Origin of the sequence: Amycolatopsis kentuckyensis, assembly GCF_002155975.1 — a bacterium.
GTDB lineage: Bacteria > Actinomycetota > Actinomycetes > Mycobacteriales > Pseudonocardiaceae > Amycolatopsis > Amycolatopsis kentuckyensis.
This window is the reverse complement of the sequence record NZ_MUMI01000240.1, coordinates 1-18,982: the sequence shown is the minus strand read 5'-3', so window position 1 is coordinate 18,982 and position 18,982 is coordinate 1. Positions and strand designations below refer to the sequence as shown.

Annotated in this window: 20 protein-coding genes; 15 read left to right on the top strand and 5 right to left on the bottom strand. The window is 72.7% G+C overall.

Features of this window, described 5'->3' with window-relative positions:
* The 3 genes from CCN39_RS23400 to CCN39_RS23390 form a co-directional block, all read right to left on the bottom strand.
* The coding region (locus CCN39_RS23400; RefSeq protein ID WP_491844425.1) for an HAD family hydrolase at window positions 1–445 on the bottom strand (445 nt) is incomplete at its 3' end.
* A gap of 110 nt (window positions 446–555) precedes the next feature.
* Window positions 556–1,623, bottom strand: coding sequence for a DUF5667 domain-containing protein (locus CCN39_RS23395; RefSeq protein WP_086845334.1), 1,068 nt, complete (start codon window positions 1,621–1,623; stop codon window positions 556–558).
* Window positions 1,624–1,738: 115 nt separating this feature from the next.
* On the bottom strand, window positions 1,739–2,431 hold the full coding sequence (locus CCN39_RS23390) for a sigma-70 family RNA polymerase sigma factor (protein ID WP_086845332.1): 693 nt from the start codon (window positions 2,429–2,431) through the stop codon (window positions 1,739–1,741).
* 313 nt (window positions 2,432–2,744) lie between these two features.
* Here CCN39_RS23390 and CCN39_RS23385 point away from each other — a divergent pair, with 313 nt between their 5' ends.
* From CCN39_RS23385 to CCN39_RS23350, 8 genes are all read left to right on the top strand, one after another.
* A complete protein-coding gene (locus tag CCN39_RS23385; RefSeq protein WP_086845329.1) occupies window positions 2,745–4,256 on the top strand; it encodes an AMP-binding protein in 1,512 nt (503 codons plus the stop codon).
* Between the two features lie 10 nt (window positions 4,257–4,266).
* Complete coding sequence (locus CCN39_RS23380) at window positions 4,267–4,503, top strand: glutaredoxin family protein (protein WP_086845327.1); 237 nt, start codon at window positions 4,267–4,269, stop codon at window positions 4,501–4,503.
* A 64-nt stretch (window positions 4,504–4,567) separates the two neighbouring features.
* Window positions 4,568–6,124 (top strand): molybdopterin-dependent oxidoreductase, encoded by a 1,557-nt coding sequence (locus CCN39_RS23375; protein WP_086845325.1) that lies wholly within the window; start codon window positions 4,568–4,570, stop codon window positions 6,122–6,124.
* 62 nt (window positions 6,125–6,186) lie between these two features.
* Window positions 6,187–6,798 carry a fasciclin domain-containing protein gene (locus CCN39_RS23370; protein WP_086845323.1) on the top strand — a complete coding sequence of 204 codons (612 nt, stop codon included), beginning with the start codon at window positions 6,187–6,189 and terminating at the stop codon, window positions 6,796–6,798.
* 326 nt (window positions 6,799–7,124) lie between these two features.
* Window positions 7,125–8,039 (top strand): redox-sensing transcriptional repressor Rex, encoded by a 915-nt coding sequence (locus tag CCN39_RS23365; protein ID WP_086845320.1) that lies wholly within the window; start codon window positions 7,125–7,127, stop codon window positions 8,037–8,039.
* The gene (locus tag CCN39_RS23360; RefSeq protein ID WP_086845318.1) at window positions 8,036–9,343 is read left to right on the top strand and encodes a glutamyl-tRNA reductase; all 1,308 of its coding nucleotides are present in this window, start codon (window positions 8,036–8,038) and stop codon (window positions 9,341–9,343) included. Before CCN39_RS23365 ends, CCN39_RS23360 begins: the two co-directional genes overlap by 4 nt.
* Before the next feature lie 20 nt (window positions 9,344–9,363).
* On the top strand, window positions 9,364–10,293 hold the full coding sequence (gene hemC, locus CCN39_RS23355; protein ID WP_086845316.1) for a hydroxymethylbilane synthase: 930 nt from the start codon (window positions 9,364–9,366) through the stop codon (window positions 10,291–10,293).
* A gap of 83 nt (window positions 10,294–10,376) precedes the next feature.
* On the top strand, window positions 10,377–11,909 hold the full coding sequence (locus CCN39_RS23350) for a bifunctional uroporphyrinogen-III C-methyltransferase/uroporphyrinogen-III synthase (RefSeq protein WP_086845315.1): 1,533 nt from the start codon (window positions 10,377–10,379) through the stop codon (window positions 11,907–11,909).
* 52 nt (window positions 11,910–11,961) lie between these two features.
* Here CCN39_RS23350 and CCN39_RS23345 read toward each other — a convergent pair whose 3' ends face one another.
* Together CCN39_RS23345 and CCN39_RS23340 are read right to left on the bottom strand one after the other, a co-directional pair.
* Entirely contained in the window at window positions 11,962–12,840 is an 879-nt protein-coding gene (locus CCN39_RS23345) for an NAD-dependent epimerase/dehydratase family protein (RefSeq protein WP_086845313.1), read from the bottom strand.
* Complete coding sequence (locus CCN39_RS23340; RefSeq protein WP_244210958.1) at window positions 12,837–13,625, bottom strand: helix-turn-helix transcriptional regulator; 789 nt, start codon at window positions 13,623–13,625, stop codon at window positions 12,837–12,839. The genes CCN39_RS23345 and CCN39_RS23340 overlap by 4 nt, the downstream gene beginning before the upstream one ends.
* Window positions 13,626–13,710: 85 nt before the next feature.
* Between CCN39_RS23340 and hemB the strand changes: the two genes are divergently transcribed.
* The 7 genes from hemB to CCN39_RS23305 form a co-directional block, all read left to right on the top strand.
* Window positions 13,711–14,682 (top strand): porphobilinogen synthase, encoded by a 972-nt coding sequence (gene hemB / locus CCN39_RS23335; protein WP_086845310.1) that lies wholly within the window; start codon window positions 13,711–13,713, stop codon window positions 14,680–14,682.
* 109 nt (window positions 14,683–14,791) lie between these two features.
* Window positions 14,792–15,328 carry a hypothetical protein gene (locus CCN39_RS23330; RefSeq protein ID WP_086845308.1) on the top strand — a complete coding sequence of 179 codons (537 nt, stop codon included), beginning with the start codon at window positions 14,792–14,794 and terminating at the stop codon, window positions 15,326–15,328.
* Entirely contained in the window at window positions 15,325–15,765 is a 441-nt protein-coding gene (mce1N, locus tag CCN39_RS23325; RefSeq protein ID WP_086845306.1) for a transport-regulating membrane protein Mce1N, read from the top strand. The genes CCN39_RS23330 and mce1N overlap by 4 nt, the downstream gene beginning before the upstream one ends.
* A gap of 13 nt (window positions 15,766–15,778) precedes the next feature.
* A complete protein-coding gene (locus CCN39_RS23320) occupies window positions 15,779–16,117 on the top strand; it encodes a hypothetical protein (protein WP_086845304.1) in 339 nt (112 codons plus the stop codon).
* 62 nt (window positions 16,118–16,179) lie between these two features.
* Window positions 16,180–17,463 (top strand): efflux RND transporter periplasmic adaptor subunit, encoded by a 1,284-nt coding sequence (locus CCN39_RS23315; RefSeq protein WP_086845303.1) that lies wholly within the window; start codon window positions 16,180–16,182, stop codon window positions 17,461–17,463.
* Window positions 17,460–18,164 carry an ABC transporter ATP-binding protein gene (locus CCN39_RS23310; RefSeq protein WP_086845301.1) on the top strand — a complete coding sequence of 235 codons (705 nt, stop codon included), beginning with the start codon at window positions 17,460–17,462 and terminating at the stop codon, window positions 18,162–18,164. The genes CCN39_RS23315 and CCN39_RS23310 overlap by 4 nt, the downstream gene beginning before the upstream one ends.
* The coding region (locus CCN39_RS23305) for an ABC transporter permease (RefSeq protein WP_086845299.1) at window positions 18,161–18,982 on the top strand (822 nt) is incomplete at its 3' end. The genes CCN39_RS23310 and CCN39_RS23305, both read left to right, overlap by 4 nt.

Genomic DNA, 18,982 nt, shown 5'->3' with positions numbered 1-18,982 from the left:
GGGCCAGCGCGCGCGTGCCGGACCAGATCTTGTCCGCCATCAGCTCGTCGTAGATCTCTTCGCTGATCGACGTCAGCTCCGCCACCGTGCGGCCGGCCACAAAGGACAGTGCGCGCTCGCGGTGGGTCTTGATGTCCTCTTTGTTCTCGCGGCCGCCGAGGCGGAACTTGATCTGGCCCCACACGAACCCGGCCAGGTCGGACGAGGTGAAGAACTTGCGCGCCGCGAGCCCGCGGGCGAAGTAGAAGATCGACGCGCCCATCATCATCGTGTTGTCGACGTCGAAGAACGCGGCCGCGGTCAGGTCCGGCGGCGCGGGCGGGGCGGGGGGCTCGGCGGCTTCGGAAACCACTCGGGCGTGGGCGGCCTCGGCCGACGCCTCGCCGGCGAGCGCGGCGAGCCGTTCCAGCTCCTGACTCTTATCCCTGCCACGCCAAGCTGACACGCACACCGCCTCCACGTCTGCCCACGTCCGGCCACGTCCCTGCGCAGGTCCGGGTCCTTCGCACAGCGTAGCGAGCCGCCCACCGCGCCGTCGCAGGTGTGGGCCGGACCTCAGCCGATGATGATCGGCGGCAGCCCCGGCAGGAGCGGCGGCAGCGAAACCAGCGGCGGCTGTGACGTGGTGGTGGTCGGAGCCGGCGGCCGGGAGGTCGTCGACGGCTGGCCGAACACCGGGGGCGGCGTCACCCCGCCGGTCGGCGCCGGGATGCCCGGGGTCGCCGCGGCGTCCGACGGCGGCAGCTGGGTGCCGGTCGCCGTCGGCGACGTGCTGTCCTGCGACGAAGGCGCGACCGACGCCGTCGGCCCGCTGCCGGCCGCCGGGGCGGGCCGCTGGGTGCACTCGCCGGTCGCCGGGAGCGGGCCCAGCTCGTCCGACGCGCCGGTGGTGATCTGGTAGCAGTTCATCCGCGCCACCAGGCCGCTCGTGCGCTCCTGGACCTTGCCCAGCAGGTCCCGGACGTCGCCGAAGACCGGCGCCGCGTCCGCCGGGAGCGGCAGCGCGGCCAGCCGGGCCGCCTGGTTGCGGGCCCACAGCCGGACGTCGGACAGCGCCTGCGTGCCGCCGCCGTCGCTGGTGGCCGCGGCGGACATCTGGGCGACGCCGGCCCGCAGGTCGGCGGCGAAGTCGTCGTACGCGGTCCGGTAGTCGGCGACGCTCGCGTCCTCCGCGGCCAGCTCGCCGAGCTCGGTGATCCGGTTGGTGGCGAACTCGAGGTGCTTGCGCGCCTTCTCCTGGTCACCGAACGTCAGCCCCAGCGCGGTCGACTCGCCGGCGCGCTTGACGCCGTACAGCGGGTCGCCCGGCAACGCGCTGCGCGAGAGCACCAGCGTCAGCCCCGACAGCACGAGGAAGAGGAAGAGCGCGGCGGCCACCAGGTCGGCGGTCCGCGGCCGCCACCTCCGACGTGGGGTGGTGGCCGCCGCCGTCTCCAGGCGGCCCGCGATCTCCGCGCGGATCCGCTGCCGGGTCTCCAGGTCCGGGGACCCGGCCGCGCCGAGGTCGCGCAGGGCGCCGACGAGCGCGAGTTCGTCGGCGAACTCCCCGTCCCGGCGTACCGGCGACGGTTCCAGGGCGCGCGCGAACCGCTCGCTCTCGGCTCGCTCACGCGCAAACCTCACGGCGCTGCTCTCCATCCCGGGCCTCGGCCGGTCCTGACACCGGTCTGCGTGGGGTAACGATCCAGAAGCCGCCAGGGTTACCGGTTTCGGTCGACGAACAGAAAAGTTCGCGGGTTCAGCGCAATCCGGTGGGCAGAAGTTGTGCCAATCGGCGTACGGCGCGGTGCTGGAGCGCCTTGATCGCTCCCTCGTTGCGGTTCATGATTTCGGCCGTCTCGGCGACCGACAGGCCCTGCAGGAACCGCAGGACGATGCATTCGCGCTGGTCGTCGCCCAGTTCCGCGACGCAGCGCAGCAGCTCGGCCCGGGTGGCGCGGCTGATCGCCTCCTGCTCGGGGCCGACCTGGGCGGTCGCGCCGACGCTGAACGGCGCCGAACCGGGCTCGGTGACCTCGTCGGTGACCACTTCGAGCTTGAACCGGCTCGACTTGACGTGGTCGAGCACGAGGTTGCGGGCGATGGTGACGAACCAGGCCCCGACGTCACGTCCCTGGTAGCTCACCGACGTGATCCGGCGCAGCGCGCGCAGGAACGTCTCGCTGGTGACGTCCTCGGCGAGGTCGCGGTCGCCGAGCCGGAACAGCACGTACCGGTAGACGACGTCGACGTAGCGGTCGTAGAGCCGGCCGAAGGCGGAGGAGTCGCCGTCCTGCGCGGCCCGCACCAGGTCCCAGGCCTCGGCCTTCGCCGCCTCGGCGCGCTCGTCGTCGGCCGCCTGCCTGCTCAACGGCACGGCCGACGTCCGTCCGAAGACGCGCTCGGCGAACATGAAGACGGGCCCGCGGCTCACGGCGGTCGGGACGGTCATCGGGCGGCACCTCCGGCGGTGGCTTCGACCCAGCGGGCCTCGGTACCCCCGGAACTCCGGCGAGCAGGGGCCGGCCGGCTCGCATGCCCCACGACCTCGTGGGCAGGCAAGTTCCTCACGGCGACTCCCTCTCTCCGGTCGCGCGGTGATCAACACCACCGGCGCGACGCAGTGCAGCATACGTGTAGTTACCGCTAAGTAGGTAGTGGTTCCGGGGTTGCGCAGACGCGACGCTCGCGGTCAGCACCCATGACGTCGCTTCAGATGACAGACTTGCAACGGTTGGCGCCGGGCGAGGAGAGGTGGGTCGCGGGTGAGTGCTCCAGGAGGGACGCAGCCGGGGGTCGGCGGGCTGCTCACACGGGCCGCGGCGACGTGGCCGGAGCACCCGGCCGTGCTCGAAACCGGCACCGGACGCGGCCTGACCTACCGCGAGGTCGACACCGCCGCCCAGGCCCAGGCCCGCCGGCTGGCGGAGGCCGGCGTCGGCCCCGGCGACCGGGTCGGGCTGCGGCTGCCGACGTCGGTGGACTTCGTGGTCGCCTTCTTCGGCGCGCTCCGGGCGGGAGCCGTGGTCGTGCCGCTGTCGCCGCAGGTGCCCGGGCCCGAGCTCGAGCAGCTGCTGGAGCACAGCGGCGCGAAGGTCGTCGTCCAGCGCGACGCGGAGGGGGATCTCCCCGACGGCGTGAGCGGTCTCACGCCGGGGGGTGACCCGGACGGAGGAGGGGATTTCCCCGACACCGGTGGCGCCGGCGAGGACATCGCGGTCATTTCGTACACCTCGGGCACGACCGGGCCGCCGCGCGGCGTGATGCTGTCGCACCGGGCGCTGCTGGCGAACCTCGAGCAGATCAGCGCGGTCGAGGGCGTCCTCGAACACGACGACCGGGTGCTGATCACCATCCCGCTCTTCCACGTCTACGGCCTCGGCCCCGGCCTCCTGCAGGCCACCGCGGTCGGCGCGACCGCGGTCCTCTCGGAACGCTTCGAAGCGCAGCGGACGCTGGACGACTGCGCCGAACACCGCGTCACCTCGATCACCGGCGTCCCGACGATGTACGGCGAGTTCGCCGCGCTCGGCGCCGACGAGCTCCGCCGCGGCCTGGCCACCGTGCGGCGGATGACCTCGGGCGCCGCGCCGCTGCACCCGAAGGTGCTGACGGCGATCCGCGAGGCCACCGGCCTCGACGTCTACGAGGGCTACGGCCTCACCGAGTGCGCGCCGGTGGTGACGTCGACGCTGGTCACCGGCTACCCGAAGCCGGGCTCGGTCGGGCGGCCGCTGCCCGGGATCGAGCTGCGGCTGGTGGACAGCGACGGCACCGACCAGGCCGTGCCGCTCGACCCGGACGACGTCGACGACGTCTTCGAGGCCGAGGGCGAGACCGGGCTGGTGTCGATCCGCGGCGCGAACCTGTTCTCCGGCTACTGGCCCGACGGCGGTCACGGGCCGGACGCCGAGGGCTGGTTCCGCACCGGCGACGTCGGCTACCTCGACACCGACGGCGACCTGCACCTGGTCGACCGGGCCAACGACCTGATCATCGTCAACGGCTTCAACGTCTTCCCGCGCGAGGTCGAGGAGGTCATCGGGCAGCTGGCCGAGGTCGCCGAGGCCGCGGTCGTGGGGGTGGTCGACGAGCGCAGCGGCGAGGCGGTCAAGGCGGTCGTCGTGCCGGCGGCCGGGGCGGCGCTGTCCGAGCAGCAGGTCGTCGACCACTGCGCGGCCCACCTGGCCGGGTACAAGGTGCCGCACCTGGTCGAGTTCGCCGAGTCGCTGCCGCACTCGGCCACCGGGAAGCTGCGGCGCCTGCGGCTGCGGTAGGAAGGACGGCATGGCGCACGAAGTGACGGTGATGGGCCGGGACGGCTGCCACCTCTGCGAGGTCGCGGAGGCCGAGGTCGCGCGGATCTGCGGGGAGCTCGGCGTCGCCTGGAAGGCCGAGGACGTCGACACCGACCCGGAGTGGCGCGCGGAGTACGGCGACCGCGTCCCGGTGATCCTGGTCGACGGCGCCGAGCACGGGTACTGGCGCGTCGAAGAGGACCGGCTGCGCCGAGCGCTGGCCTGAGCCGTAACACGTCCGTAAGCCGCATCGGGCAGCCTCGGCGCGCCATCGCTCCGAAGATGGAGGCGTGAGCACTCTGCAAGAAGCGCCGCCCGAAGCGCCCCGGCGGCTTTCGCTGCCGGTCGCGACGCTGATCGGCCTCCTCGCGCTGGCCGCCGCCCTCGGCGTCGGGCACCTGGTCGCGGGCTTCGTCGGGTACACGGCGTCGCCGTTCATCGCGGTGGCTAACTACGTCATCGACCACAGCCCGACGGCCATCGTGAAGTGGGCCGAGCGGACGCTGGGCACCTGGGACAAGCCGGTGCTCAAGATCGGGCTCGCGGTGGTGCTGCTCCTGTTCGCGCTGCTCGCCGGGCAGCTTTCGCGCCGGACGCCGCGGGCCGGGCAGGTGCTCGTCTTCGTGCTCGGTGCCGCCGGGGTCGCGGCGGTGTACGCGCGCAGCGACCTCGGGCAGGTTTCGCTGCTCGCCCCGGTCGCCGCCCTGGTCGCCGGGCTGGCGGTGTTCACCTTCCTGCACCGGCTCGCGCTGCCGGTGGACGTCGTCGGCGAGCGGGGCTTCGACCGGCGGAAGTTCCTGCGGGCGGGTGTCGGCGTCGCCGCCGGGTCGGGGATCGCGGCCGTCGTCGGCCAGGTTGCGGGGACCAGCTCGAACGCCGAGGACTCGCGGGCCGCCGTCGGGCCGCTCGTGCCCGCGCGCACCGAGCCGCCGCTGCCCGCGGACGCCGACTTCGCGAAGCTCGGCTCGCCGCCGTTCCTCACGCCGAACGCGGACTTCTACCGCATCGACACCGCCCTGGTCGTGCCGCAGATCCGCACCGAGGACTGGAGCCTGAAGATCCACGGGATGGTCGACCGCGAGGTGACCTTCTCCTACGCCGACATCCGCAACCGGCCGCTGGTCGAGCGCCGGGTGACGCTGACCTGCGTGTCCAACGAGGTCGGCGGCCCGCTGATCTCGAACGCGGCCTGGATCGGTGTCGACCTCGCCGACCTGCTCGACGAGGCCGGGGTGCAGGCGGGTGCGGAGCAGATGTTCGCCACCAGCGTCGACGGCTGGACGTGCGGTACGCCCGCGAACGTCGCCCTCGACCGGACCCGCGGGGCGATGCTGGCGATCGGGATGAACGGCGAGCCGCTGCCGGTCGAGCACGGCTTCCCGGCGCGGATCGTCATCCCCGGCCTGTACGGCTACGTGTCGGCGACGAAGTGGGTCGAATCGCTCGAATTCACCAAGTGGGACGCCCGGCAGGCGTACTGGCTGAGCCGCGGGTGGGCCGAGCAGGCGCCGATCAAGACCGAATCGCGGATCGACACGCCGAGCGGGTTCGCGGGCGTCACGGCGGGCAAGGTCCGGCTGGCCGGCACGGCGTGGGCGCAGCACACCGGGATCGCGAAGGTCGAGGTCCGGCTGGACCAGGGGGAGTGGCGGGAGGCGACGCTTTCGGCGGAGGTGAGCAAGGACACCTGGCGGATGTGGTGGATCGAGCTCGACGTGCCGAAGGGCACGCACCAGGCCTCGGTCCGGGCCACCGATCGGGACGGCTACACGCAGACGGAGAACCGGGCGGACCCGGTTCCGGACGGCGCCACCGGCTGGCACTCGGTCACCCTCGACGCCCGCTGAGCGCGTCGCCCGATGCGGTGAGTCCGGGTGAAGCCCGGCGAATCCCCGGCGAAGATCACCGGATGAGCGCCTTCCGCCGGGTTCTTCCCCTGGTCGCGGTCGTGGCCTGCGGCCTGGCCGCGTGCAGCACCGGCATCCAGGCCGGCGACGCGACCACCGGACCCGGTGCGAGCTCGATCACCCCGCCCGCGCCGGTGACGACCACGGCGCCGCCCCTCGGCCCGGGCGTCTTCGGGCCCGGCTGCGACCGGCTCCGCGGCAGCCTGGCGGCGATGACGGACCTGCCCGTCGTCCGCGCGGCGGCGGCGAGTTCCGTTCTCGGCGAGTGGGTCGAGGCGGTCGAAGCGGCCCACGCCGCCGACCCGCTCGACGGCGCGCCTGCCCTCACGGTGTTCGCCCCGGTGGACGCGGCCTTCGCGGCGGCCGGGCCGTCCGCCCGGCGCCTGCCGGTCCTCGACTACCACGTACTCGACCAGCGCCTCGACGCCGCGGGCCTGCAACGCGCGGCCGGGGCGGAAACCCGCGACAGCGGCGGCGGGCCGCTCGCGTTCGGCGGCTCCGGGACGAGCTTGACCGTCAACGGCGTGCCGGTCCTCTGCGGCAACATCCCGACGAAGAACGCGACCCTGTTCGTGATCGGGACGGTCCTCACCCCGGGCACCATCGCCGGCTGAGCGGGGCGGCCGTGATCGGTCCGCCGATGCCGCTCACCGCGCCGGGCGGTCCGTTCGCCGCGCCCCGGCGGGCCGGTATTCGATCACCGCCTGCCGACGCCGCGCCGGGAAGTGCCTGGCGGACAAGGATTCTGACGCGGTGTCGTGATCGCGCGCCCCGCGGAACCGCCTCCGACCAGTGACTTTGTGCGTGCGTTCACAAGTGGTCTACCGTAGGGCCATCGCCCGGAGCGGCCGGTATCGAACCGGACTCCGGGTCCTGGGTCAAGACACAGTTCCCATTGGCGAGGGCCGCCAGACGTGCACAGCGGGCAGGAGATTACGGCGTGGTGACACAGCGGGGGAGGCGCGACGCGGCGGACTCCCCGGGCCGGGCACCCCGGCGGCCCCGCCGGCCGGCCGGCCCCGACGCCGACAACGCCCCGACCGCCGAGATGCCCGCGGTACCCGCCGGTGAGCCGGGCCGCAACGGGGATGCCCCCGAGGCCGTCCGGGCCAAGTCCATTCCCGAGGCCGCCGTCGCGCGGCTCGCCGTTTATCTTCGAGTTTTGTCCGGAATGTCCGAACAAGGCGCGACGACCGTTTCCAGTGAAGAGCTGTCGCAGGCCGCCGGCGTCAATTCCGCGAAGCTGCGCAAAGACCTCTCCTACCTGGGCTCCTACGGCACCCGCGGCGTCGGCTACGAGGTCGGCGTGCTGGTCAGCCAGATCGAGCGCATCCTCGGCCTGACCCGCCAGCACAAGGTCGCCGTGGTCGGGATCGGCAACCTGGGCCACGCGCTGGCCAACTACGGCGGCTTCCCGGGGCGCGGGTTCCCGGTCGAAGCGCTGTTCGACCTGGACCCGGACCTGATCGGCGTGCCGGTCGGTGGTCTCCCCGTCTCGCACATGGACGACATCCCGCGGATCTGCGCCGAGCGCGGCATTTCCATCGGCGTGATCGCCACTCCGCCCACCGCCGCGCAGTCGGTGTGTGACCGGTTGGTGGCGGGCGGTGTCCAGTGCATCCTCAACTTTGCTCCGGTCGTCCTGCAGGTTCCTGCTCACATCGAGGTCCGCAAGGTGGATTTGGCCGTGGAGCTGCAGATACTCTCGTTCCATGTGGCCCGCCGAGCGGATGACGCCGCTGGCAATCAGGGCAATTCCGGATTACCCGGCGGGGCGTTGCCGTCCGAGAATGGCAACGGCAGGCGGAACGGCTCGGGTCCGGACGGCGGACGGGAAATGGTGGTGCGCTCATGAGCGTGTTGGCGGTCGGTCTTTCGCATCGGAGTGCGGAGCTGAGCACGCTCGAGCGCGTCGCGGTGCCCGCTCCCGAGATCGGCAAGGTGCTCGACGAGCTGCAGCAGGCCGAGCACGTCAGTGAGGTCATGCTCGTCTCGACCTGCAACCGGATCGAGGTCTACGCGGTCGTCGAGACCTTCCACGGCGGCCTCAACGACGTCTCCGAGGTGCTCGCCCGCCAGGCCGGGATGGCCCCCGCCGAGCTCTACGACAGCCTGTACGTCCACTACGCCGGCGCCGCCGTCGAGCACCTGTTCTCGGTCACCTCGGGCCTGGACTCGATGGTCGTCGGCGAGACGCAGATCCTCGGCCAGATCCGCGGCGCCTACGCCACCGCGCGCGAGGCCGGCACCGTCGGCCGCACGCTGCACGAGCTGATCCAGACCACGCTGCGCGTCGGCAAGCGCGTGCACACCGAGACCGGGCTCGACCAGCTCGGCGCGTCGGTCGTGTCCGAAGCCCTCGCCGCGGCCGGGGACGTCACCGGCAAGCACGCCGTCGTCGTCGGCGCCGGCTCGATGGGCGCGCTGAGCGCGTCGCAGCTGCGGAAGGCCGGGATCGGCGAGATCACCGTGGCCAACCGCACCGACGCCCGCGCCCGCCGCCTCGCCGCGAACGTCACCGAGCAGGGCGTGCCGGCCCGCGCGGTCCCGCTGTCCGCGGTCGCCGACGCCGTCCGTGACGCCGACATCGTGATCTGCTGCACCGGCGCGCAGGACGCCGTCTTCGCCCCCGAGCACGTGCTGCCGCGCGGCGGCCGGGACCTCGTGGTCTGCGACCTGGGCCTGCCCCGGGACGTCGACCCGGAGGTCGGCGAGCTGGCCGGCGTCCGGGTGGTCGACCTGGCCACCGTCCAGCGCCGGATGCGCGAGGCGGGGACGCCGACCACCGAGCGCCAGACCGCCAAGGCGACCGGGATCGTCCTCGACGAGGTGCGCGACTACCTCGCCGGGCAGCGCAGCGCCGAGGTGACGCCGACGGTGACCGCGCTGCGCCGCCGCGCGGCCGAGGTCGTCGACGCCGAGCTGCTGCGGCTGGACAACCGCCTGCCCGACCTGGACGGCGCCGTCCGCGAAGAGGTCGGCCGCACGGTCCGCCGGGTGGTCGACAAGCTGCTGCACGCGCCGACGGTGCGGGTCAAGCAGCTGGCCGCCGAGACGGCCGACACCGACTACGCGAACGCGTTGCGTGAACTGTTCTGCCTCGACCCGCAGGCGCCCGCCGCGGTGGCGAGCCCGAAGCCCCCCTCAGAGAAGAAGTAGTAGTGACCAGAGTCATTCGCATGGGTACGCGGGGTTCGAAGCTCGCGCTCGCCCAGACCGGGACCGTCGCCGACGCCCTGCGCGCCACCGGCGCCGAGGTCGAGATCGTCAAGGTGACCACACCCGGTGACCAGTCCTCCGCGCCGATTCCCACGATCGGGGTCGGCGTCTTCACGTCGGCGCTGCGGGAAGCGTTGCAGCGCAACGAGGTCGACGTCATCGTCCACTCGTACAAGGACCTGCCGACCGCCCCCGAACCGGGTATCACGCTGGCCGCCGTGCCGCCGCGCGAGGACCCGCGGGACGCCTTGGTCGCGCGCGACGGGCTGACGCTCGGTGAGCTGCTGCCGGGCTCGAAGGTGGGCACGGGCTCCCCGCGGCGCACCGCGCAGCTGCAGGCGCTGGGTCTCGGTTTGGAAATCGTGCCGATTCGCGGCAATATCGACACCCGCATGCGCAAGGTGTCCGACGGCGAGCTCGATGCCGTGGTGCTCGCGCGTGCCGGACTGGCCAGGATCGGCCGGGCCGAGGCGATCACCGAGACCCTCGACCCGATCCAGATGCTGCCCGCGCCCGCGCAGGGTGCGCTGGCGGTGGAGTGCCGGGCCGCCGACGTGGACCTCGAGCAGCTGCTCCGGTCCACTTTGGACGACGAGGGCACGCGGGCCGCGGTGACGGCCGAGCGTTCCTTGCTGGCCGCGCTCGAGGCGGGGTGCAGTGCGCCGGTGGGCGCGCTCGCCGAGATCGTCGAAGATCTCGACGCCGAAGGCAAGGTCGTGGAACGGATCTCGCTGCGCGGCACCGCCGCCGCGGAGGGTGAGAACGGCGCGGTGGACATGGTCCGGGCCATCGCGCTGGCCGACAAGGACCAGGCCGCCCAGCTGGGCAAGGACCTGGCCGCCGAGCTGCTGGACCTGGGCGCCGGAGCACTCTCCGGCCCCGCTCAGTAGCGCTCTCGCGAGCGCTTTCGAAGACGTAGGAGACCTGCGGCCAGGCGATCGGGCACGGCCGCCGCAAGAGGAGAAACGCACAGATGACCCCCGCGCGAAAGACCACCGGGCGCGTAGCGTTCGTGGGCTCCGGCCCCGGCGACGCAGGCCTGCTCACGGTCCGTGCCCAGGAACTGCTCACCAAGGCCGAGGTCGTGGTGACCGACCCCGACGTGCCGCAGGCCGTGCTGGCCATGGCCGCCGAGGGCGCCGAGGTCCGGCCCGCCGTCGGCGAGGCCACCGAGGTCGCCAAGGACCTGACCACCGAGGCCAAGGCCGGCCGGCTGGTGCTGCGCCTGGTCGCGGGCGACCCGCTGACCACCCCGGCCGTGGTGGCCGAGGTCCAGGCGGTCGCGCGCACGAGCGCCGTGTTCGACGTCATCCCGGGTGTCTCCCCGGCGGCCGCCGTCCCGGCGTACGCGGGCGTCGCGCTGGGCGGCACGCACACCGAGGTCGACGTCCGCGGCGACGTCGACTGGGCGGCCCTGGCCGCCGCGCCCGGCCCGCTGGTGCTGCACGCGACCTCGGCGCACCTGGCCGAGGCCGCTTCGGCGCTGACCGGCAACGGCGTCCCGGCGTCGACCCCGGTCGCGGTCACCGCGAACGGCACCATCAACACCCAGCGCACCCTCGACACCACGCTCGAGAAGGTCGCCAACGACGCCGGCGAGCTCGTCGGGCCGCTGATCGTCACGATCGGCCAGGCCGCCGGGCAGCGCTCGAAGCTGTCGTGGTGGGAGTCCCGCGCGCTGTACGGCTGGAAGGTCCTGGTGCCGCGCACCAAGGAGCAGGCCGGCGAGATGGCCGAGCGCCTGCGCGGCCACGGCGCGACGTCGCACGAGGTCCCGACCATCTCGGTCGAGCCGCCCCGCAGCCCGGCCCAGATGGAGCGTTCGGTCAAGGGCCTGGTCGACGGCCGCTACCAGTGGATCGTCTTCACCTCCACCAACGCGGTCCGCGCGGTGTGGGAGAAGTTCGAGGAGTTCGGTCTCGACGCCCGCGCGTTCTCCGGCGTGAAGATCGCCTGCGTCGGTGAGTCGACCGCGGCGAAGGTGCGCTCGTTCGGCATCATCCCGGAGCTGGTTCCGTCGGGCGAGCAGTCGTCCGAGGGCCTGCTGGCCGAGTTCCCGCCGTACGACGACGTGCTCGACCCGGTCGACCGCGTGCTGCTGCCGCGGGCCGACATCGCCACCGAGACGCTGTCGGCGGGCCTGCGCGAGCGCGGCTGGGAGATCGACGACGTGACGGCCTACCGGACCGTCCGGGCCGCCCCGCCGCCCGCCGAGACCCGCGAGATGATCAAGACCGGCGGCTTCGACGCGGTCTGCTTCACCTCGTCTTCGACCGTGCGGAACCTGGTCGGCATCGCCGGCAAGCCGCACACCCGCACGCTGGTCGCGTGCATCGGCCCGAAGACCGCGGAGACCGCCGTGGAGTTCGGGCTGCGGGTGGACGTCCAGCCGGAGAAGGCGGATGTGCCGCACCTGGTGGACGCGCTGGCCGAGCACGCCGCCCGGCTGCGGGCGGAGGGCGCGCTGCCGCCGCCGCGCAAGGCGAAGCGGGCCCGCCGCTCCTGAGGTTCTTCACGACGAAGGCCGCCCCGGTTCCCCGGGGCGGCCTTCGCTCGTTTCAGCGGGCGTTGGTCTCGCGCCACTTCAGGTAGTCGGCCACCGAAGCCGCGACGTCGAACTGCGGCTCGAAGCCGGTGTCCTCGGTGAGCCGGGTGATGTCCAGGTACGGGCCGTTCGAGCCACCCGGCTGGAGGGTTGCGCCCAGCGGCGATGCGAACTCGCCGTACGTGAACGGGCGGCCGCTCGACACGTTGTAGATCTCGTGGCGCAGCTCCGGGGCCGTCGTGAGCAGGGCGATCGCGCGGCCCGCGTCCGGGGCGTAGCAGACGTCGCCGCCGTCGTCCGCGTGCACGCCCGGGGGCGGCGCGGCCGTGTTGACGAACGAGGGAATGGGGCAGAACGGCGACGCTGGATCGACCAGCGGGCCCCAGACCGTGCCGATCCGCAGCACCACCGGCTGGATGCCGGTGCCGGCGAGGCTGTGCGTCGTCAGCGGTTCGACCGCCTTCTTGTACGCGATGATCAAGTGCGGCAGGGCCACCGACGGCAGCGAGAGGTCCTCGGTCCACGGGATCTCCGGCCGGCCGAGGTACACACCGAGGCTGCTGGCGACGGCGAACCGGCGGACACCCCACGCGCGGGCCGCGTCGAGGGCGTTGAGCAGGCCCTCCGTGTCGCGACGGAAGAACTCGACCGGATCGTCGCCCGGGATGCTGCCCGCCAGGTGGACGATGTCGCTGATGTCGTGGCGCTCGCCGAGGGCCAGGAACGCCTCGCGGTCGGTGACGTCGAGGGCAGCCACGGTGACGCGGCCATCGAGGAACGACGGGACCTCGACCCGTCGGTGGGCGGTGACGACCACCTCGTGGCCGAGGTCGAGGAGCGCGCGGGCGGTGTGGGCACCGATCATGCCGAGCCCGCCGGTGACGAGGATCATCGCGCCAGGCTAGGGACGGCGAGCCGGGGGTTCTTGAACGAATCGCGCAGGAACGGCAGGTAGGACGCGGTGTGGTCGTGGCCGCAGGCGCACGCCTCGACGCTCCCGCCGAGCAGCGCGCGGGGAGTGAGCCCGGTCAGGCGGAGGCACTCGCGGCTCAGGTGGGCCTGGTCGGCGTACCCCGTGTCGGCGGCGAGGCCGGCCGTGCTGCCGGCGCCCGCCTGGGCCAGCGCGAGGAAACCCTGGAACCGCAGCGTCCGCTGGAGGACCTTGGGGCTCACGCCCACCGCCTGCAGGCACCGGCGGCGCAGCTGGCTGGGGGAGAGCGCGAGGTGCCCGGCGAGGGTGTCGATGTCGACCGGGTGCCACGGCATCAGCCGCCGGACGGCCTCGGCCACCAGCGGATCCACCGCTTTCACCGGCAGCAGGGCCTGGACGACCTCGAGCGCGCGCTCCGGGGAGCCGGCCGCGGCCACGGCTTCGGCCAAGCGGCCGTCCGCCAGGTCGACGTGCTGGTCGACCAGGTCGTCGAGGGGCACCGGGAGCGGCGGCGCGGCACCCGGCCGGAACCGCACGCCGACGAGGGTCGTGCGCGGCGGGATGAGCTCGAGCCGCGCCGAGGTCAGCGGGCCGAGCAGCCGGGGCCGCCCGCCGACCGGGAAGTGGAGCTCGATCCCGCCGGTCGGCAGGTGCCGCTGGACGTACGGTGCGTCGCCGGTGCGCTGGACCCAGACCGTCCGCACGACGCCGGCCAGCGCGGGTACCGGGAGGCGTTCGACGTACACCTTCCTACCGAAGCGGTTCCGCGAGAGCGGCGTCAAGCACACCCTTGCGGAACTCCGGCAACCGGAGCGGGAGTAACTTGGAGGGGTGTTCCCCGAGCATCGTCCCCGCAGGCTTCGCACCACCCCGGCCATGCGCAGGCTGGTGGGCGAATCGACGCTGCGGCCACGCCAGCTGATCCTCCCGATGTTCGTCGCCGAAGGGATCGACGCGCCGCGGCCGATCTCGAGCATGCCCGGCGTCGTCCAGCACACCCGTGACACGCTGCGGAAGGCCGCGGTCGACGCGGTCAACGCCGGCGTCGGCGGGCTGATGCTGTTCGGCATCCCGGCCACGCGCGACGCCGAGGGCTCCGGAGCCGTCGACGAAAACGGCATCCTCAACGTCGCCCTGCGCGACCTCCGGCAGGAGCTCGGTGACGCCACCGTGCTGATGGCCGACACCTGCCTCGACGAGTTCACCGACCACGGCCACTGCGGCGTCCTGGACGCCGACGGCGGGGTGGACAACGACGCCACCCTGCGGATCTACGCCCAGATGGCCGTCGCGCAGGTCGAAGCCGGGGCGCACGTGCTCGGGCCGTCCGGGATGATGGACGGCCAGATCGGCGTCATCCGCCGGGCGCTCGACGAGGTCGGCCACAAGGACGCGGCGATCCTCGCCTACTCCGCGAAGTACGCCAGCGCGTTCTACGGCCCCTTCCGGGAGGCCGTCGACTCGCAGCTCAAGGGCGACCGCAAGACCTACCAGCAGGACCCGGGCAACGGCCGCGAGGCGCTGCGCGAGATCGAGCTGGACCTCGCCGAGGGCGCGGACATGATCATGGTCAAGCCCGCGCTGGCCTACCTGGACGTGATCAAGGCGGCGGCGGACATCTCCCCGGTCCCGGTGGCGGCGTACAACATCTCGGGCGAGTACGCGATGGTCGAGGCCGCCGCGGCGAACGGCTGGCTCGACCGCGAGCGGACGGTCCTCGAGGTGCTGACGTCGATCCGCCGCGCGGGCGCGGACATGATCCTCACCTACTGGGCCGCCGAAGCCGCTGCGTGGCTGGACTGAGGCTTGTTCTGGTCAGGCCGCCACGCCCCGCCCGCGTCCGGGCCATGCGGGCAAAGGCATGTGGCGGCCGACGGCTGAACAAGCCTCACTGACCCGTTAGAGTCCACGCGTGGAAGACAAAGAGGACCTCACGGGTCTGACCGATGACGAACGGCGCAAGCGCGGCCGCTCGCCCGACCCGGTGCTCCCCGGCGAGCGGGCCCCGAAGGCGGCACCGCCGCGGCCGGTCGCCATTTCGTTCTGGCTGTGGCTGGCCGGCGGTGTGGTGCTGATCCTCGGGTCCGTCCAGCTGCTGGCCGGCAAGTCCGTGGTCATCGACCGGTACGTCAAGGGGACGACCGACCCGAAGATCACGCCGCAGATGATCGCGGACGGCGTCACGGCGATGCTGTGGTACCTCCTCATCGGATCGGCGGTGTTCGCCCTGCTGTTCCTGCTCTTCGCCTACAAGGCCCGCGAAGGCACCCGCTCGGCCCGGACGGTGCTCACCGTGCTGCCGATCGTGATGGTGCTGCTGATCCTCACCTTCGCGCCGGGCCTGCCGTACCTGACGCTGGTCGCGGTGCTGTTGTTCGTGATCGCGCTGGTGCTGCTGTACCTGCCGTCGGTGACCGGCTACTTCCCCAAGGTCGGCAAGAAGCTGTGAGGCTTTACGCCGAGTCCGGCGTGAGCTGGGCGGCGATCGGCTGGGGCCCGGTGTTCGCCCTGGTGGGCGCGCTGGCGGAGCTCGCCACCGGCGGCCCGGTGCACGTCGTGGGCTGGCTGATGGTCGGGTTCGCGCTGTGCGTGATCACGATGCCGTGGGTGTACGCGCGCCGCCGGTTCCTGTCACTGGAGGTGACGACCGAGCAGCTGCGCCAGGGCCGGGAGAAGGTGCCGGCCGCGCAGATCGCCGAGGTGACCGACGTCGGCACACCGGTCGGCGCGCGAGTGCTGGGCGGCGGCTGGTCGGTGCCGCGGAAGTACGACTCGCTGCCGGTGAAGCTGGCCGACGGCACTGTGGTCCTGGCGTGGGCGAAGGACGTCGAGGCCCTCCGGGACGCGCTGGACCGGCTCGTCCGGGCGACGCCGCGCGAAGCATGAGAAAATCGGCCTCGTGATCGACCTTCCGCAGCCCACCGGCGCCGAGCTCTGGCCGCCGGAAGAACCCGGCCCGCCCGCGCGGCTGCACAAGCCGTGGCGGACGCTCGTCGCCGTCGTGGAGGTCGTGCTCGCCGTCCTCGCCGGGTGGGTGGCCTACCTGTGCTGGCACGACAGCGTCGCCACCGTCGTCACCCGGACCGATGACGGCGCCGTGCTCGAGTCGCACCGGTACTTCGGCGGGCTGCTCGCCGCCGCCATCGGGCTCGGGACCGTGGCCGCTCTGCTGCTCGTCGACGCGGTGCGTCAGCTCGCGCTCGCCATCCGTGCCCGGAGTCCCGAGCCGAAGGCCTGATACACAGCTCGCGCACAGGCAACCAACAGTCAATTGCTAAGCACCCGCACCAAAGTTGCCGCATGACGCGCGTGCGTGCCTCGAAGGCATGGGTGATCAACGGAGCTCTGGTCGTACTGCTGGCCGGGGCGGGATTCGGGATATACCAGGCATTCAGCCCCGAACCGAGCTCGGCGCAGGCGCAGTCGCGCAGCACCCCGGTCCGCCGGGCGACGGTCACCGAGACCGTCTCCGCCGCCGGGACGCTCGCCAGCAGCTACACCGGCGCGGCGAACTTCGCGACGGCCGGCAAGGTCACCTCGATCGACGTCAAGGTCGGTGACGTCGTCAGCGCCGGGCAGAAGCTCGCCACCGTCGACAGCACCCAGGCGGCGAAACAGCTTCAAGTCGCGAAGGCGAACCTCGCCGTCGCGCAGGACGGCCTCGACACCGCCGAGACCGCCGAAGCCACGCCCGCCACCGGGCAGAACAGCCAGAACGCCCAGACCAACGCGGCCAACAACGTCACCTCGGCGCAGGCGAAGCTCGACCAGGCCGAGCTCGACGTCCAGACCGCGCAGCAGGCGCTCGACAACACCGTGCTGTACGCGCCCGGCGCCGGCACGGTCACCGCCATCAACGGCGCCGTCGGGCAGCAGTCCTCCAGCGGCTCCTCGGCCACGTCGCAGTCGTCGAGCAGCAGCGGCAGCGGCCAGGGCGGCCAAGGCTCGGCCAACTCCAGCGCCGCCACCTCGAGCAGCAGCAGTGGCAGCTCCGGGTTCATCACCATCACGAACCTGAGCGGCCTGGTCGTCAACACCTCGGTCGCGGAAATCGACGTCAGCAAGGTCAAGGCGGGCCAGAAGGCCACGGTGACGCTCAACGCGCTGCCGGACAAGCCGGTGCAGGCCACCGTGTCGAGCATCAACCTCACCCCGACCACCAGCGGCAGCGTCGTCTCCTACGGCGCGCAGCTGGCCCTCACCAGCCCGCCGGACGGGCTGCGGCCCGGCCAGTCGGCGAGCGTCGTGATCACCGTCGCCGAGGCGGACGACGCGCTGAGCGTGCCCGCCGCGGCGGTGCAGACCGTCGGCAGCACCAACCTCGTCACCGTGCAGGAAAACGGGCAGAACGTCACCCGCCAGGTGCAGGTCGGGTTGCGCGGCGAGTCGACGGTCCAGATCACCTCCGGGCTCACCGAGGGCGAGAACGTCGTGCTCACCGCGACGGCGTCGACCGGGTCCACCGGTGGCACCGGCCGCACGGGCGGGACCGGGGGAACCGGCGGATTCGGCGGGACCGGCGGGTTCCCGGGCGGCGGCCAGCGCGGCACCGGCGCCGGCGGCGGCTTCGGCGGCCGCGGGTGAACCCGGTGATCGCGGTCTCCGGACTGCGCAAGACCTACGGGGCGGGCGAGACGGCGGTGCACGCGCTGCGCGGCGTCGACCTCACCGTGTGGCCCGGCGAGTACGTCGCGATCATGGGCGCGTCCGGGTCCGGGAAGTCGACGCTGCTGAACATGCTGGGCTGCCTGGACGTGCCGTCGTCGGGCCGGTACCTCCTGGACGGGTTCGGCGTCGGGAAGCTGAACGAACGGCAGCTGGCGTTGCTGCGCAACCGGAAGATCGGTTTCATCTTCCAGTCCTTCAACCTGGTGCCCCGGACGTCGGCTTTGTCCAATGTGGAACTCCCGTTGGTCTACAGTGGACTTCGAAGGTCCGAGCGCCGCCGTCGCGCGCTCGCGGCGCTCGACATGGTCGGGCTGTCCGACCGGGCCAAGCACCTCCCGAGCGAGCTCTCCGGCGGCCAGATCCAGCGCGTCGCGGTGGCGCGGGCGCTGGTCACCGGCCCGGCGATGCTGCTGGCCGACGAGCCGACCGGCAACCTCGACCGGCGCAGCACCGAGGACGTCCTCGGCGTGTTCGACCGGCTCAACGCCCTCGGCCGCACCATCGTCGTCATCACCCACGAGGACGAGGTCGCCGAGCACGCGCACCGCGTCGTCCGGGTCGACGACGGGCTGATCGTGTCGGACGAGACCACGCGCGCGGTGGGGGCGATCTCGTGAACCTCTTCGAAATCCTGCGGTTCGCCGTGCGCGGGCTCACCGCGAACAAGCTGCGCTCGGCCCTCACCACGCTCGGCATCACCATCGGCGTCGCCGCGGTGATCCTGCTGGTCGCGGTCGGCAACGGCGCGTCGGCGGCCATCGCGGCCAGCATCCAGGGCCTCGGCACCAACGTCGTCAACGTCTCCCCGGCCCGCGGCGGCGGGCAGGGCGCGACGGCCCGGCCGCTGACCGTGCAGGACGCGCACGCGCTCGTCGACCCCGTCGGCGCCCCGGACGTCAAAGCCGCGTCGCCGGTGGTCAACACGACGGCGACGGCGACCTACGGGCAGACGTCCTACGACATCTCCAGCGTCGCCGGCACCGAACCGGCGTACTTCACCACGACCAACCGCGAACTCGCCCAGGGCCAGCTGTTCACCAGCGAGGACGTGACCGCCGCGCGGAAGGTCGTCGTGCTCGGCCCGACGACCGCGGAGTCGATCTTCGGCACCGCCGACCCGGTCGGCAAGAACGTGCTGCTCAACAGCATCCAGTTCACCGTGATCGGCGTGCTCCAGGCCAAGGGCAGCACCGGCCTCCAGAACGCCGACGACGTCGCCATCGCGCCGATCTCGGCCGTCCAGAACTCCCTGGCCGGGTACGGCAGCCTCAGCCAGATCGCCGTCCAGGCCACCAGCGCCGACTCCGTCTCGCTGGCCCAGTCGGAGATCACCGCGATCCTCGACGCCCGCCACGGCATCCGGCTCGGCGGCACCCCGGACTACCAGATCCAGAACTCGGAACAGCTCCTCGCCACGCGGACGTCCGCGACCGAG